The sequence below is a fragment of the Yersinia aldovae ATCC 35236 genome, assembly GCF_000173735.1.
In the GTDB taxonomy this organism is placed as follows: Bacteria; Pseudomonadota; Gammaproteobacteria; order Enterobacterales; family Enterobacteriaceae; genus Yersinia; species Yersinia aldovae.
The window spans coordinates 19,138-33,687 of record NZ_ACCB01000045.1; the positions used below are offsets into that span (position 1 = coordinate 19,138).

The following is a 14,550-nucleotide window of genomic DNA, read 5'->3' on the forward strand; positions in this document are numbered from 1 at the left end:
TTGTTCGTCACCAACGTAAAAACCGCTCCTCTCGGAGCGGTTTTTTTTGCTTATTTTTCAGAATGAAAGCACGAAATTTATTGGGATATGCGCCCGAAATGACGATCCCAATCCTTCCACACCGGTTGCAGCCCCGCCCGCGTTAATGCCTGAGCCACCTGTTCAGGCGTTCGATTATCATGCGGGGCAAATTGCTCAAGTTCAGGATGATTATCGGCATATCCGCCCGGCTGAGTTTTCGAACCCGCACTGACATTATTAATCGCGACCGGAATGACATTGTCGCGGAAGAAAGGCGATTCACGGGTTGAGAGTGACAGTTCCACATCCGGGGCAAACAATCTAAAAGCACAGATTAATTGCAGCAGTTGCGGCTCACTCATCAGAGAGGCGGGTTCAATACCACCGGCACAAGGTCGTAGTCGTGGGAATGAAATAGAGTAGCGACTTTGCCAATAGGTTTGTTGCAGGTAAAACAGATGCTCCGCCAGCATGTAGCAGTCGGTGCGCCAACTGCTCGACAAGCCAATCAAAGCACCTAAGCCGATCTTATCGATCCCCGCTCGTCCCAGGCGATCAGGAGTAGCCAGCCGCCAATGAAAATCCTGTTTATGGCCGCGCAAATGATGTTGCTGATAAGTCGCCGGATGATATGTCTCCTGATAAACCATCACGCCGTCTAATCCCAACGTTTTTAGCTCTGCATACTCTTCTTGCGCCAATGGCTGAACTTCCATCATCAGCGAGCTGAATCGGCTGCGGATAGCAGGGAAGTGGCGACGAAAATAATCCATGCCCACTTTTGCCTGATGCTCACCGGTGACCAGCAGCAAGTGTTCGAAGCCTAATGCTTTGATGGCTTCACACTCACGGATGATTTCAGCTTCATTCAATGTTTTGCGCTTAATACGATTGCTCATCGAGAAACCGCAGTAAGTACAATCATTGGCGCACAGATTAGAAAGATAAAGCGGCACATAAAAACTGACGGTATTGCCAAAACGCTGGCGCGTCAGTTGCTGCGCCTTCTGTGCCATTGGCTCCAGATAAGCCAAAGCCGCCGGTGAAATCAATGCCATGAGATCTTCACGGCTGGGTTTGGCCGCGTGAATCGCTCGCTCAACATCGGCGGCGGTTTTACTGTTGATGCGCAGCGAAATATCATCCCAATTCAATTGCTGCCAGCGCTGGCTGAACCCTTCAGACATGATTTTCTTCCTCAAACTGGCTGAGAAAGCCAGTCAGTGGGCTGGTGGCAATGGCCTTGCCAAACTGTTGGTTGCCAAGCCCAGCCTGACGCGCTAATTCGCCAGACTCTACCGCTAAGCGAAAGGCATGAGCCATTGGTACCGGTGAGCGCGCAACAGCTATCGCGGTATTCACCAGCACGGCATCAGCGCCTAATTCCATTGCCTCAAGCGCATGGCTTGGCGCACCAATACCGGCATCGACCACCACGGGCACTTTGGCCTGCTCGATAATGATTTGCAGAAAGTCGCGAGTACGTAAGCCCAAATTTGAGCCAATCGGTGCCCCCAATGGCATAACGGCAGCGCAGCCTGCTTCTTCCAGCCGCTTGCACAATACCGGGTCTGCGCCGCAGTAAGGCAGAACCACAAATCCCTCTTTCACCAGTATTTCGGCGGCTTTCAGGGTTTCTATTGGATCGGGCAGCAAATACTTCACATCCGGATGAATTTCCAGTTTTACCCAATGGGTTCCCAATGCTTCGCGGGCTAAACGTGCGGCGAAAACAGCTTCTTGTGCGGTTTTCGCTCCGGATGTATTAGGCAGTAAGCGCACACCTAATTGTTGCAAGGGCGCAAGAATTGCATCGTTCCCTGCCCGTAAATCAACCCGTTTCATCGCCATCGTTATCAGTTGTGACCCCGAGGCGCGCAATGCTTCTAGCATCAATTCAGCCGTGGCAAATTTGCCCGTACCGGTAAATAAACGTGAGGTAAAAGTGGTATCGGCGATCTTCAGCATGTCAGCCTCCGGCAATGGCTTGGAATAGCAAAATGTTGTCACCTTGGTGCAACTGACATTTGTCCCAGTCAGTACGCGGGATGATGACCTGATTAACCGCCAGTGCCGTGCCCGGCTGGTGGTGGTTCAGTTGTTGGAGTAACTTTTCAGCGGTTATGGTGCATTTCACCTCAAGCGGCTGATCATTAAGCACAATGTTTATATGATCATTCTTCACTGTGAGCCTCCACAGACAGGGCAATGCTGCGCCCGCGTCAGTTGCAAGGTGCTCCAGCTCTGCTGTTTGCCATCGAATAAGCGCAGCTTCCCGCTCAATGCTGACGGAAGACCGGCCAACATTTTGATGGCTTCCAGCGCTTGTAAGGTGCCGATAACGCCGACCACCGGCCCCAAAACACCAGATGTACGGCAGTTGCGCTGCGGCAGTTCTTTATCGGGATAAAGGCAGGCATAGCAACCTTGTGAGTAGGGCGGTTCAATCACCAGTAGTTGTCCGCTAAACCCCACAGCACTGCCGCTGATTAAGGGTTTTTGTGCGGTGATACAGGCGGCGTTCACCTGATGGCGGGTTTCCATGTTGTCACTGCAATCGAGCACCAAATCAGCGTTCGCCACCGCATCAGCCAATGCCGCATCAGCCAGCCGTGTATCGAAGGTGACAATCTCAACCAGCGGATTAAGATTTTGCAAATGACGCTGGGCTAACCGCACTTTACTTTGATTAGCTGAGGATGTTTGGCTGATATCTGTGGTGCGATACAGGATCTGGCGCTGTAAATTGGTCAGTTCCAGTTGGTCATCATCCGCTAGTAATAGCTTACCGACGCCGGCTGCTGCCAGATAGAGCGCAGCAGGTGAACCAAGGCCACCCAGGCCGATAATCAGTACACAGGCATTTTTCAGCTTCAACTGGCCGTCAGGGCCAATATCTTCCAGCAACAACTGGCGGCTGTAGCGCAAGAATTCACTGTCATTCAGCTCATGCTTGTTTATCATCAACCAGCTCCTTGCCCTCAATCAGGTGTAGCAATTGTGCTGTGGCTTGCTGCCAATCCTCAGCTTGAGTAATGGCGCTAACGACAGCCACACTGCCCACGCCGGTTGCTAATACGGCGGGGACTCGCTCAATGCTGATGCCACCGATGGCAACGGTGGGGTAGTCCGGCGTGTTTTCCACCATCTGCTTGAGTACCGCCAGCCCCTGAGGGGATGACGGCATTTGCTTGGTTTGGGTCGGGAATATATGGCCTATGGCGATATAAGAGGGCCGCACAGCTTTAGCTATCGCCAGTTCCTGATCATCGTGGGTAGATACCCCGAGCCGCAATCCGGCTTGCTGTATGGCGGCCAAATCAGTGGTCTCCAAATCTTCTTGCCCCAGATGTACACCGTAAGCGCCATGCTTAATCGCCAGCCGCCAATAATCATTGATAAATAAGCGTGCCTGATAGCGTTTGCCTAACGCTATGGCAGCGGCAATGTCTTGTTCTACCTGCGCATCATCTAACTCTTTGATACGTAGTTGGATGGTGGTTACACCTGCGGCAAGCAGGCGCTCTATCCAAAGTAGGCTATCGACGACAGGATAGAGACCAAGACGCTGTACCGTCGCAGGGAAACCTTTCTTTGCAGAAAATGAGGCATGATTAGACAGGTTCATTATTGGCCCCGCTCTTGAGGTTAACGGGGCTGTGATACAGCTCGCTGCCGCGAGAGCGGAACTCCGCTGACATTTGTTCCATACCGGATTGTAAAATTTCGATCGGTTGAGCTGCTGTTTCTTGTGTCGCTGCTAGCTCTTGCGCCACAGCCTGTTCTTGCGTAGCGGCCATTTCTTGCGTAGCGGCATAGTCGCGCACTTCCTGCGAGATTTTCATCGAACAGAATTTCGGCCCGCACATTGAGCAGAAGTGGGCCACTTTGCCGGACTCCTGCGGCAGGGTTTCATCGTGATAGGCCCGCGCGGTTTCTGGGTCGAGAGCCAAATTGAACTGATCTTCCCAGCGGAATTCAAAGCGGGCTTTTGACATGGCGTTGTCACGGATCTGCGCACCGGGATGGCCTTTGGCTAAATCAGCGGCATGAGCGGCGATTTTATAAGTGATAAGACCTTGTTTCACATCCTCTTTATTAGGCAGGCCAAGATGTTCTTTCGGTGTGACGTAACACAGCATGGCGCAACCGAACCAGCCAATCATGGCCGCCCCAATACCAGACGTGAAATGGTCATAACCTGGCGCAATATCCGTGGTTAGCGGGCCTAAGGTATAGAATGGTGCTTCATGGCAGTGTTCCAACTCTTCGGTCATATTACGGCGAATCATCTGCATCGGCACATGACCGGGGCCTTCAATCATCACCTGCACATCATATTCCCAGGCGATTTTGGTCAATTCACCCAAGGTATGCAGTTCAGCGAACTGGGCTTCATCATTGGCATCCTGGATGGAACCAGGGCGCAGACCATCACCTAGTGACAGTGAGACATCATAGGCAGCACAGATCTGGCAGATTTCGCGAAAATGCTGATACAGGAAGTTTTCCTGATGATGGGAAAGGCACCACTTCGCCATAATTGAACCGCCACGGGAGACGATACCGGTCAAGCGTTTGGCGGTCATCGGCACATAACGCAGCAACACACCGGCATGGATAGTAAAGTAATCCACCCCTTGCTCGGCCTGCTCGAGCAAGGTGTCGCGGAACATTTCCCACGTGAGGTTTTCCGCCACGCCGTTGACTTTTTCCAGCGCCTGATAGATAGGGACGGTACCAATGGGAACTGGGCTATTACGCAGTATCCATTCACGGGTTTCATGAATATAGCGGCCAGTGGACAAGTCCATCACGGTGTCGGCACCCCAGCGGGTAGACCACACCAGTTTTTCCACTTCTTCCTCAATGGAGGAGGTCACCGCAGAGTTACCGATGTTGGCATTTACTTTCACTAAAAAGTTGCGACCAATAATCATTGGTTCAGATTCGGGGTGGTTAATATTTGCTGGAATGATGGCCCGCCCTGCGGCGACTTCCTGTCGGACAAATTCTGCGGTGATATTTTCGGGTAAGTTAGCGCCAAAAGCCTGCCCCGGATGTTGCTGGCGTAAGACTTCACCGCGAATACGTTCACGCCCCATATTTTCTCGCAGCGCGATAAACTCCATTTCTGGGGTGATGACACCTTGACGGGCGTAATGCAATTGGGTGACACATTTACCTGCAATGGCTTTTTTCGGGTGTGGCAGATGCTCAAAACGCAAATGATCCAAACCTTCGTCAGCCAAACGTTGCTGAGTAAAACCAGAGCTAACGCAGTTGAGTGCTTCGGTATCCTGACGGTCAGCTATCCAGTTATTGCGTAATTTGGGCAAACCGACATGAACATCCAGTTTGGCGCTCGGGTCGCCATAAGGGCCGGAGGTGTCATACACCGGGATGGCTTCGTTATCTTCATAGCGAGGATGGTCTTTTCCGCCGCCGATCAACGTCGGGCTGAGTTGGATCTCGCGCATCGGCACTTGAATATCAGGCCGTGAGCCTTGCAGATAAATACGTTGCGAATTGGGGAAAGTGACACCTTGCAAGGTATCAATAAATTCTTGAGCATTTTCACGTTGTTGCTTACGTGGAATAGGTTTACGTGAGTATGATGAATTTTTAGCAGTTGTATTATTAGACATAGCAATTCCTACCGGTGCGGTTTATAGGGAAAATTGCTTGTCTGGAGCTTGGCGGGAGTAACGATGTTGGCCAGTGACCGGCAGCCACCTGTCAAGGGAATGCCGGGCCTGTAGCGATAAATTACTCTTGTTCCCTTCGCGGGTATTAACCCGATCAGGTTCCGCGGATCCCGAATTAACGGTCTCAGCCTGCGTTTGCTTTCTTAAGAAAACAGGTGCTAGGCACTCCGACAAGAATCTTCAGTATATACCCTTCTTACTTGAAATTGCAGCGGTGTTAGCTACGTTCATTCACCCGAATCACTTACCTGTGTAAGCTCATCGGAATTCATTCACTTGCTGCCTACCTGCAATCTCAATTACTTTGGGTATTGAGGTTGAATTAAAACTACAAGCCCGTGCTGTTCAGTGGGCTATTTTACCTGCCCTGCTTGAATAACTGGCTGGGCGGCTTGCCACGACTCGGATGCCCATTGAATCAATTGATCTTCCAAGCGGAAACGGGCATCAAGGGCTTCACCGATATCAGATAATGCTTGTTGAAACTCGATACAACTGTCCTGATCGATCTCAATGTTGGTATAACGATCATGGAATGTCATGATCGTTTGAGTATTATTTTTTAACGCAGGATACACTTTGGTGGTCAGCGCCATTTTTGGGCTAGACGCGCCTTCCACCTGTTTGATAATTCTGTCATAGATATGAAAATGCCCGGAAGAGAGATAATCCACTAAATTATGGCAAAAGTTCTCCAGCGCTTTTTCGTTAAGCGGGGTATGCTTTTCTTTTTGCGGCTTAATACCGATCACTGTGCAATATGAAACTAACAGTTCTTTACGCGCATGAAGCCATTGATCAATTAATTCATTACTGCCGCCAACGCGTTGAGTCAGGCTTTCTAGTCGGTTGAGCATGAACGACTCCGTGAGTAAGGAAAAGTAATAGTGGGTTACAAAAATGTAACAAGCCGGATTCTAGATTGCCAGTGAAGTCGAGGTTGTGCAACAACGATATGGAACTACAACTTACAGGTAAAGAAAGTGGCTGGTGGATTGTCAGCCATGAAAACAAATTATGGTTACCTAAAGGGGAGTTACCACAAGGTAACGCGGCCAATTGGTCATTACAGGGTGCGACCGCAAGGCAAATTGGTGAATGGCAAGGGCAGGCGGTTTGGCTTATTCGCCAGATGATGTCTGCGGATATGGGTTCTGTACGGCAATTACTGGATGTCGATCGCGGTTTGTTCCAACTGGCGGGGCGCGGCGTGCAATTAGCTGAGTTTTACCGCTCTCACCGCTATTGTGGCTATTGTGGGCATCAAATGCATGCCAGCCGTACCGAATGGGCCTGTTTGTGCAATCACTGTCGTGAACGCTATTACCCACAAATCGCCCCGTGCGTGATTGTTGCCATTCGCCGCGGTGATGAGATTTTATTGGCGCAACATGTTCGTCATCGTGGTGGTATTAACACGGTGTTAGCCGGATTTGTCGAGGTGGGGGAGACGTTGGAACAGGCGGTGTCCCGCGAAGTGCTGGAAGAGAGCAATATCCACATTAAGAACTTGCGCTATGTGACGTCACAACCCTGGCCATTCCCGCATTCACTGATGATGGCGTTTATGGCGGAGTATGACAGCGGTGAGCTGCAACACGATCCTAAAGAGCTGTTAAATGCCGGTTGGTATCGCTATGACCAATTGCCATTACTGCCCCCGCCAGGCACCGTGGCACGCCGGCTGATTGAAGATACCGTGGTGTTATGTCGTGAAGAGCAGTTCGACAAGGGAGAGTAGCTAAAAAACCACCTTTAGCCACAACAGGAAAGTATTATTTGTCATGCTACAATGCGTGCAGATAACTAAGGGAGCCTCACCATGAATGAGTTGAAAAACGATCGCTATCTGCGTGCCTTATTGCGTCAACCGGTTGATGTTACACCGGTTTGGATGATGCGTCAGGCGGGCCGCTATTTGCCTGAATATAAAGCTACCCGTGCGGTTGCCGGGGACTTTATGTCACTGTGCAAAAACGCAGAGTTAGCCTGTGAAGTGACGATGCAACCATTGCGTCGTTACCCGCTGGATGCCGCGATTCTGTTTTCAGACATTCTGACTATTCCTGATGCGATGGGGCTGGGGCTGTACTTTGAAACCGGCGAAGGCCCGCGCTTCCAGTCGCCGATTACCTGTCGTGCCGATGTTGAAAAACTGCCCATTCCTGATCCAGAACAGGAATTGGGTTATGTGATGAATGCGGTGAGAACCATTCGTCGTGAGTTGGCCGGTGCAGTGCCATTAATTGGTTTCTCCGGTAGCCCCTGGACGCTGGCGACTTATATGGTCGAAGGCGGCAGCAGCAAGGCTTTCACTAAATTGAAAAAAATGATGTACGCCGAGCCGCAGACGTTGCATTTGTTACTGGATAAACTGGCCGATAGCGTCATCTTGTATCTCAATGCTCAAATCAAGGCCGGTGCCCAATCCGTGATGGTTTTTGACACTTGGGGCGGTGTGCTGACCGGGCGCGACTATCTTGAATTCTCCTTGAATTATATGCATAAAATCGTCAATGGCCTGATCCGTGAAAATGACGGGCGTCGGGTGCCGGTGACCTTATTCACTAAAGGCGGCGGACAATGGCTGGAAGCGATGGCAGCGACCGGTTGTGATGCATTGGGGTTGGATTGGACCACGGATATCGGCGACGCGCGCCGCCGTGTGGGGGATAAAGTTGCTCTGCAAGGCAACATGGATCCTTCTGTTCTTTATGCACCACCGGCACGTATTGAACAGGAAGTCAGTACGATTCTGGCCAGCTTTGGTCAAGGGGAAGGGCATGTGTTTAATCTGGGCCACGGCATCCATCAGGATGTTCCGCCAGAACATGCCGGTGCTTTTGTTAAGGCGGTACATGCATTATCAGAGCCTTATCACCAAAAGTAATCAGTATATATACAGGGTGGCAGATGGTAGACACCAAAGCGTTACGGGCAGAACAGCTGCAACGCGCATCTGAAATTAGCCTTCAAGATGATATCGCAAGTGAGTCCGTGCGCTTTATCGCGGGGGCCGATGTCGGTTTTGAGCAGCAGGGGGAGGTGACCCGTGCTGCGGTTGCCGTTTTACGTTATCCGTCGCTGGAATTGGTGGAATATCAGCTTGCCCGCGTGGCAACTTCACTCCCGTATATCCCCGGTTTACTCTCTTTTCGCGAATATCCCGCATTATTAGCCGCTTGGGAGCAGTTACAGCAACGGCCCCAATTGGTTTTTGTTGATGGGCAGGGTATTGCGCATCCCCGTCGTTTCGGGGTTGCCAGTCATTTTGGCCTATTGGTGGATGTTCCGACTATTGGTGTTGCCAAAAGCCGCCTGTGTGGGCATTTTCAGCCATTGGGCAGTGAGAACGGTGCATTACAGCCTTTGGTTGATGCCGATGAACAGCTTGGCTGGGTATGGCGTAGCAAAAAACGCTGCAATCCGTTGTTTATTTCGCCCGGTCATCGGGTGAGTGTCAGCAGTGCTTTGGCGTGGGTGCAGGCTTGCATGGCGGGTTACCGTTTGCCGGAGCCAACCCGTTGGGCCGATGCTATCGCCTCAAACCGCCCGCAATTTCAGCGCTGGGTGCGGAAAAGTCCTGATTTGCTTGGCAAGCATAGGGATATGATTTAATTTCGGGTACACTGCCGCGCAGATAATGAATAATGAGAACTCATAATGATACGTAATCCGATTCATCTACGCCTCGAAAAGCTGGAAGGTTGGCAACACCTGACTTTCATGGCGTGTTTGTGCGAGCGGATGTATCCCAACTATCAGCAATTTTGTCTGGAAACTGAATTTGGCGATCCGGCTGTTTACCGGCGCATTCTGGACCTGATTTGGGAAACTTTGGTCGTAAAAGACGCAAAAGTGAACTTTGATAGTCAATTAGAGAAATTGGAAGAGGCAATTCCTTCCGCTGATGACTATGCTATCTACGGTGTTTATCCTGCTATCGATGCGTGCATTGCATTGAGCGAGGCTATTCATTCACGTTTGAGTGGTGAAACACTGGAACATGCTATCGCGATCAGCGAAACGTCGATCCGCACTGTTGCGATGTTGGAAATGACGCTGGCCGGTAAAGAAATGACCGATGAAGAACTGAAAATCTTGCCTGCGATTGAAGAAGAATGGGATATCCAATGGGAGATTTTTCGCCTGTTAGCAGACTGCGAAGAGCGTGATTTGGATCTGATCAAAGGGTTACGATCTGACCTACGAGAAGCGGCAGTTAGCAATATTGGCATAAATTTAACGCAATAAGGCAAGAAAACGTGATTTAACGCCTGATTTGTCACGTCTTAAGGCTTCACATCTGCCCCCTGTCTGTTCTACATTTGGGGGGCGAAAAAAAGTGGCTATCGGTGCGTGTATGCAGGAGAGTGCTGTCAATCGGCATATCCGTCGCACTTGATGCTTTGCAAACGATAAATACACTGTAAGGATAACTTATGAATAAGACTCAACTGATTGACGTAATCGCGGACAAAGCGGACCTTTCTAAAGCACAAGCTAAAGCGGCTTTGGAATCGACACTGGGTGCAATTACCGAATCTCTGAAAGAGGGTGATGCAGTACAATTGGTTGGTTTTGGTACCTTCAAAGTAAACCATCGTAATGAGCGCACTGGCCGCAATCCACAAACCGGTAAAGAAATCAAAATTGCTGCAGCTAATGTGCCAGCGTTTGTTTCTGGTAAGGCATTGAAAGACGCTGTTAAATCTTAATAGTGTGTCAGTGAAAATAATAAACAGGGGGGTGGCAAAGCCCCTTTTGTTTATGCAGCGGGTGCTGATGACCTTGGGTTTAGCCTTTGGTCTCAGTGCCTGTAGCAGTCAATCCGGCTCTCCTCAATTCAGTGCCAGCGGATATATCGCCGATAACGGTGTGGTTCGGTTATGGCGTCAGGATAATGCACAACAGCAGCCACTGGTGCTGATGAGCGTCTACAGCCCCTACTCTGGGGATAATACCCGCGTCACCTTCTATGAATACCAGAATGGTTTTTTGCGGGAAATTCGGCGCAATGATTTGGGCCACGATGCGCAAAGTGTTGCATTACGTTTTGATAAGCAAGGGCAGGTTAGTTTTATGCAACGCCAACTGGCAACACGGCGTGAGCAACTCTCTGCGGATAATATTGCGGTTTATCAGCTAGAAGCTAAACGTATTCTCGAACTGAGCAATGCACTCCGTGCTGGGAATATCACATTAATCCAAGGGCAGTGGCAGGATGGTATTGTGACAACCTGTGCTGGGAAAACGTTACGTCTAAGCCTGGATAACGATTCGCAGGCATGGGTGAACAAGCGGGGAGCAAATAGTGCGCAGCCGCTAGGTGTGGCGTGGTTGGACTCACCAGAAGGCCAACAATTACTGCTGGTGGCGAATCAAGACTTCTGCCGCTGGGAACCTAAAGCCGGTAGTCTGTGAAATTAGGGGTACGATAAACCGTAGCCCCTTGAAAGAATTGAAGACTTACTTTACCGCGAGTAATTATTTTTCACGAGCAATCGCCCGATAGCCAATGTCTTTACGGCAAAACACCCCTTCCCACTGAATGTTTTCCGCTAACTTATAGGCATGTTGCTGTGCCTGTGCAACCGTTGCCCCGAGTGCCGTCACACACAATACGCGCCCACCGCTGGTCACCACATTATTATTACTGTCTAGCTTGGTTCCTGCATGGAACACTTTGCCATCAGCCACTTCTTGCTGTGGCAACCCATGAATGACATCACCCTGACGGTAATCCGCGGGATAACCACCTGCGGCCAGAACTACCCCCAGAGATGGGCGTTCATCCCAGTCAGAGGTTTTCTCATCCAATTTACCTTGTGCACCGGCTAAGCAAAGCTCAACCAAGTCTGAACGCATACGTAGCATAATTGGCTGGGTTTCAGGGTCGCCAAAGCGGCAGTTGAATTCAATAACCTTGGGTTGCCCATCGGCGGAGATCATCAAACCTGCATAGAGGAAACCGGTGTAAACATTGCCTTCTGCGGCCATACCGCGCACGGTGGGCCAGATAACCTGACTCATCACGCGCTGATGGACTTCATCCGTGACGACAGGTGCCGGAGAATAAGCGCCCATGCCGCCGGTATTCGGGCCGGTATCACCATCGCCAACCCGCTTATGATCCTGGCTGGTGGCCATCGGTAACACGTTTTCACCATCAACCATCACAATAAAGCTGGCTTCTTCGCCATCGAGGAACTCTTCCACCACGATACGATGGCCAGCATCACCAAACGCATTGCCAGCCAGCATGTCATGAACTGCGGTTTCTGCCTCTTCCAGCGTCATTGCCACAATCACGCCTTTACCGGCCGCCAGTCCATCAGCTTTAATCACGATTGGCGCACCAATTTTGCGCACATAGGCTAAAGCGGGTTCCACCTCGGTGAAGTTCTGGTAAAACGCGGTTGGAATATTATGGCGCGCCAGGAAATCTTTGGTGAAAGCTTTAGAACCTTCCAATTGGGCAGCGGCTTGCGTTGGGCCAAAGATTGTCAGACCCGCCGCGCGGAAGGCGTCAACCACACCAATGACGAGTGGTGCTTCTGGGCCGACGATAGTCAGGCCAATATCGTGGCTTTGCGCAAATGCCAGTAAACCGGCAATATCGGTGGCAGCGATATCGACATTTTCTAGCGTGGGTTCCAGCGCAGTACCGGCATTGCCCGGTGCGACATAAATTTTATCCGCTAAAGGTGACTGTGCTGCTTTCCAACCCAGCGCATGTTCGCGCCCGCCATTGCCAATAATCAAAATATTCATCAGGTGACTCCGTTAAGCGGGTTAATTAATGGCGGAAATGACGCATATCGGTAAAGATCATGGCGATACCGTGCTCATCAGCCGCAGCAATGACTTCATCGTCACGGATTGAACCACCCGGCTGGATAACACAACTGATCCCGACGGCTGCTGCTGCATCAATACCGTCGCGGAATGGGAAGAAGGCATCTGAAGCCATGGCAGACCCTGCTACTTCTAAACCTTCATCTGCCGCTTTGATTCCGGCTATCTTGGCCGAGTACACACGACTCATCTGGCCTGCACCTATGCCGATAGTCATATTGTCGCGCGCATAAACAATGGCATTAGATTTAACGAACTTGGCGACCTTCCAGCAGAACAGCGCATCACGCAGCTCTTGTTCGGTCGGCTGGCGTTTGGACACCACACGCAGATCCGCCTCAGTCACCATACCCAAATCGCGGTCTTGTACTAACAAACCACCATTAACACGTTTGAAATCCAGGCCGACAGAACGTTGTTGCCACTGGCCACAAGTCAGAACACGGACATTCTGTTTGGCAGCTAACAGCGCTAAGGCTTCAGCACTGACGGAGGGGGCAATAATCACTTCAACAAATTGACGGCTGATAATGGCGCTGGCTGTTGCGGCATCCAATTCACGGTTAAAGGCAATAATGCCGCCGAAAGCAGAAGTTGGGTCAGTTTTATAGGCTTTGTCATAGGCGGCCAGCAGAGAGTCAGCAATCGCCACGCCACATGGGTTGGCATGTTTGACGATCACACAGGCAGGCTCGCTGAACTCTTTCACACATTCTAATGCCGCATCGGTATCTGCGATATTGTTATAGGAGAGTGCTTTACCCTGCAATTGCTGTGCGGTAGCCACAGATGCCTCTTTAACCTCTTCTTCTATATAGAAGGCCGCTTGCTGGTGGCTGTTCTCACCGTAACGCATATCCTGTTTCTTTATATAGTTAAGATTCAGGGTGCGAGGGAAGCGGCCAGATGGCTGTTCGGTATCACCATGATAAGCTGGAACCAGCGCACCGAAGTAGTTGGCAATCATGCTGTCGTAAGCGGCGGTGTGCTCAAACGCCTTGATAGCCAAGTTAAAACGAGTTGGGTAAGTTAATGAGCCATCATTATCATCCAGCTCGGTAATAATCGCTGGGTAGTCGCTACTCTTAACCACAATAGCGACATCTTTATGATTCTTGGCCGCAGAACGCACCATAGTTGGGCCACCGATGTCGATATTCTCAACGGCGTCTTCCAATGAACAATCCGGGCGGGCCACGGTTTGGGCAAAGGGATATAAATTCACGACTACAATATCAATTGGCTGAATATCATGTTGAGCCATGATTCCATCATCCTGGCCGCGACGGCCTAAAATGCCGCCATGTACTTTGGGATGCAAAGTCTTAACGCGTCCGTCCATCATTTCTGGGAAGCCGGTGTAGTCAGACACTTCGGTGACAGGTAGACCTGCATCGGCCAGCAGACGGGCAGTCCCGCCGGTGGAAAGTAACTCGATACCACGCTGAGAAAGTGCGGTGGCGAATTCGATGATACCGGCTTTGTCAGACACACTGAGCAGAGCACGGCGGATTGGGCGGCGTTGTTGCATGGTTTTATCCCTTGGCTTTGGAGTCGCAGTTATTCTTCGCAATCATTCAATAGAGCGTTACGTGAATCTCTTCTATCTATATAGAGATATAAAGAGAAAAACAGATTCAGATAACGTCCCAGCAGAGGGCACCACTAGCTAGTGGTGACTTTTATGTGGCAATAAGCCCTTCACACCACCAAATGCGCTTTATCGCGCGCTGCATTTCCCCATTTTATAAAAAATCACTTCAAGCCAGCGCTATTTTGCCAACAAGGTCACTCTTTTTCTACGCGGGGAATTGTAGCGAAAACGATTGCGCGGCGCTCGTCAATTTTGAGTTCAGTTTCAATCTGTGGATAAGTTTGTGTACAACAGGGTATAAAGTGGGGTTTTGCTGTGGAATACAGCAAACAGTCATTTTTATTGAAATTAGCGGTTGCGGCCCGCTGA

At 50.5% G+C, this 14,550-nt stretch carries 15 protein-coding genes and 1 riboswitch; of the genes, 6 read left to right on the forward strand and 9 right to left on the reverse strand.

Annotated elements, in window-relative coordinates; all coding sequences use genetic code 11:
• Window positions 1-77: 77 nt before the first annotated feature.
• From thiH to YALDO0001_RS16595, 7 genes are all read right to left on the reverse strand, one after another.
• Entirely contained in the window at window positions 78-1,208 is a 1,131-nt protein-coding gene (gene thiH / locus YALDO0001_RS16565) for a 2-iminoacetate synthase ThiH (protein WP_042840345.1), read from the reverse strand.
• Window positions 1,201-1,989 carry a thiazole synthase gene (locus YALDO0001_RS16570; protein WP_004704689.1) on the reverse strand — a complete coding sequence of 263 codons (789 nt, stop codon included), beginning with the start codon at window positions 1,987-1,989 and terminating at the stop codon, window positions 1,201-1,203. Before YALDO0001_RS16570 ends, thiH begins: the two co-directional genes overlap by 8 nt.
• Before the next feature lies 1 nt (window position 1,990).
• Complete coding sequence (gene thiS / locus YALDO0001_RS16575) at window positions 1,991-2,206, reverse strand: sulfur carrier protein ThiS (RefSeq protein ID WP_042840347.1); 216 nt, start codon at window positions 2,204-2,206, stop codon at window positions 1,991-1,993.
• The gene (locus YALDO0001_RS16580; RefSeq protein ID WP_042840348.1) at window positions 2,203-2,985 is read right to left on the reverse strand and encodes a HesA/MoeB/ThiF family protein; all 783 of its coding nucleotides are present in this window, start codon (window positions 2,983-2,985) and stop codon (window positions 2,203-2,205) included. Before YALDO0001_RS16580 ends, thiS begins: the two co-directional genes overlap by 4 nt.
• Window positions 2,969-3,649 carry a thiamine phosphate synthase gene (gene thiE / locus YALDO0001_RS16585; protein WP_042840349.1) on the reverse strand — a complete coding sequence of 227 codons (681 nt, stop codon included), beginning with the start codon at window positions 3,647-3,649 and terminating at the stop codon, window positions 2,969-2,971. Before thiE ends, YALDO0001_RS16580 begins: the two co-directional genes overlap by 17 nt.
• Window positions 3,636-5,669 carry a phosphomethylpyrimidine synthase ThiC gene (thiC, locus tag YALDO0001_RS16590; protein WP_004704699.1) on the reverse strand — a complete coding sequence of 678 codons (2,034 nt, stop codon included), beginning with the start codon at window positions 5,667-5,669 and terminating at the stop codon, window positions 3,636-3,638. The genes thiE and thiC overlap by 14 nt, the downstream gene beginning before the upstream one ends.
• Window positions 5,670-5,783: 114 nt before the next feature.
• Window positions 5,784-5,909: riboswitch (TPP riboswitch) on the reverse strand.
• Between the two features lie 173 nt (window positions 5,910-6,082).
• Window positions 6,083-6,586 carry an Rsd/AlgQ family anti-sigma factor gene (locus tag YALDO0001_RS16595; RefSeq protein ID WP_004704702.1) on the reverse strand — a complete coding sequence of 168 codons (504 nt, stop codon included), beginning with the start codon at window positions 6,584-6,586 and terminating at the stop codon, window positions 6,083-6,085.
• A 98-nt stretch (window positions 6,587-6,684) separates the two neighbouring features.
• Here YALDO0001_RS16595 and nudC point away from each other — a divergent pair, with 98 nt between their 5' ends.
• The 6 genes from nudC to YALDO0001_RS16625 all read left to right on the forward strand — a co-directional run bounded on the left by nudC (window position 6,685) and on the right by YALDO0001_RS16625 (window position 11,153).
• Window positions 6,685-7,470, forward strand: a complete 786-nt coding sequence (nudC, locus tag YALDO0001_RS16600) for an NAD(+) diphosphatase (protein ID WP_004704704.1) — start codon at window positions 6,685-6,687, stop codon at window positions 7,468-7,470.
• Window positions 7,471-7,551: 81 nt separating this feature from the next.
• On the forward strand, window positions 7,552-8,619 hold the full coding sequence (gene hemE / locus YALDO0001_RS16605; protein WP_004704709.1) for a uroporphyrinogen decarboxylase: 1,068 nt from the start codon (window positions 7,552-7,554) through the stop codon (window positions 8,617-8,619).
• A 23-nt stretch (window positions 8,620-8,642) separates the two neighbouring features.
• Window positions 8,643-9,347: a deoxyribonuclease V gene (gene nfi, locus YALDO0001_RS16610; protein ID WP_004704711.1), complete on the forward strand. Its 705-nt coding sequence runs from the start codon at window positions 8,643-8,645 to the stop codon at window positions 9,345-9,347.
• 45 nt (window positions 9,348-9,392) lie between these two features.
• Entirely contained in the window at window positions 9,393-9,983 is a 591-nt protein-coding gene (locus YALDO0001_RS16615) for a YjaG family protein (protein WP_004704716.1), read from the forward strand.
• A gap of 188 nt (window positions 9,984-10,171) precedes the next feature.
• Window positions 10,172-10,447 (forward strand): nucleoid-associated protein HU-alpha, encoded by a 276-nt coding sequence (hupA, locus tag YALDO0001_RS16620; RefSeq protein WP_004704718.1) that lies wholly within the window; start codon window positions 10,172-10,174, stop codon window positions 10,445-10,447.
• Window positions 10,448-10,499: 52 nt separating this feature from the next.
• On the forward strand, window positions 10,500-11,153 hold the full coding sequence (locus YALDO0001_RS16625; RefSeq protein ID WP_004704719.1) for a DUF1481 domain-containing protein: 654 nt from the start codon (window positions 10,500-10,502) through the stop codon (window positions 11,151-11,153).
• A gap of 63 nt (window positions 11,154-11,216) precedes the next feature.
• Here the strand turns inward: YALDO0001_RS16625 and purD are convergent, their stop codons facing one another.
• The gene (purD, locus tag YALDO0001_RS16630) at window positions 11,217-12,503 is read right to left on the reverse strand and encodes a phosphoribosylamine--glycine ligase (protein ID WP_004704720.1); all 1,287 of its coding nucleotides are present in this window, start codon (window positions 12,501-12,503) and stop codon (window positions 11,217-11,219) included.
• A 25-nt stretch (window positions 12,504-12,528) separates the two neighbouring features.
• Entirely contained in the window at window positions 12,529-14,118 is a 1,590-nt protein-coding gene (purH, locus tag YALDO0001_RS16635; protein WP_004704721.1) for a bifunctional phosphoribosylaminoimidazolecarboxamide formyltransferase/IMP cyclohydrolase, read from the reverse strand.
• Window positions 14,119-14,550 lie beyond the last annotated feature (432 nt).

Bases quoted from the DNA above. Each gene is read 5' to 3' on its own strand.
- thiH (WP_042840345.1), bottom strand. From the start codon at position 1,208: ATGTCTGAAGGGTTCAGCCAGCGCTGGCAGCAATTGAATTGGGATGAT.
- YALDO0001_RS16570 (WP_004704689.1), bottom strand. From the start codon at position 1,989: ATGCTGAAGATCGCCGATACCACTTTTACCTCACGTTTATTTACCGGT.
- YALDO0001_RS16580 (WP_042840348.1), bottom strand. From the start codon at position 2,985: ATGATAAACAAGCATGAGCTGAATGACAGTGAATTCTTGCGCTACAGC.
- thiE (WP_042840349.1), bottom strand. From the start codon at position 3,649: ATGAACCTGTCTAATCATGCCTCATTTTCTGCAAAGAAAGGTTTCCCT.
- thiC (WP_004704699.1), bottom strand. From the start codon at position 5,669: ATGTCTAATAATACAACTGCTAAAAATTCATCATACTCACGTAAACCT.
- YALDO0001_RS16595 (WP_004704702.1), bottom strand. From the start codon at position 6,586: ATGCTCAACCGACTAGAAAGCCTGACTCAACGCGTTGGCGGCAGTAAT.
- nudC (WP_004704704.1), top strand. From the start codon at position 6,685: ATGGAACTACAACTTACAGGTAAAGAAAGTGGCTGGTGGATTGTCAGC.
- hemE (WP_004704709.1), top strand. From the start codon at position 7,552: ATGAATGAGTTGAAAAACGATCGCTATCTGCGTGCCTTATTGCGTCAA.
- nfi (WP_004704711.1), top strand. From the start codon at position 8,643: ATGGTAGACACCAAAGCGTTACGGGCAGAACAGCTGCAACGCGCATCT.
- YALDO0001_RS16615 (WP_004704716.1), top strand. From the start codon at position 9,393: ATGATACGTAATCCGATTCATCTACGCCTCGAAAAGCTGGAAGGTTGG.
- hupA (WP_004704718.1), top strand. From the start codon at position 10,172: ATGAATAAGACTCAACTGATTGACGTAATCGCGGACAAAGCGGACCTT.
- YALDO0001_RS16625 (WP_004704719.1), top strand. From the start codon at position 10,500: ATGCAGCGGGTGCTGATGACCTTGGGTTTAGCCTTTGGTCTCAGTGCC.
- purD (WP_004704720.1), bottom strand. From the start codon at position 12,503: ATGAATATTTTGATTATTGGCAATGGCGGGCGCGAACATGCGCTGGGT.
- purH (WP_004704721.1), bottom strand. From the start codon at position 14,118: ATGCAACAACGCCGCCCAATCCGCCGTGCTCTGCTCAGTGTGTCTGAC.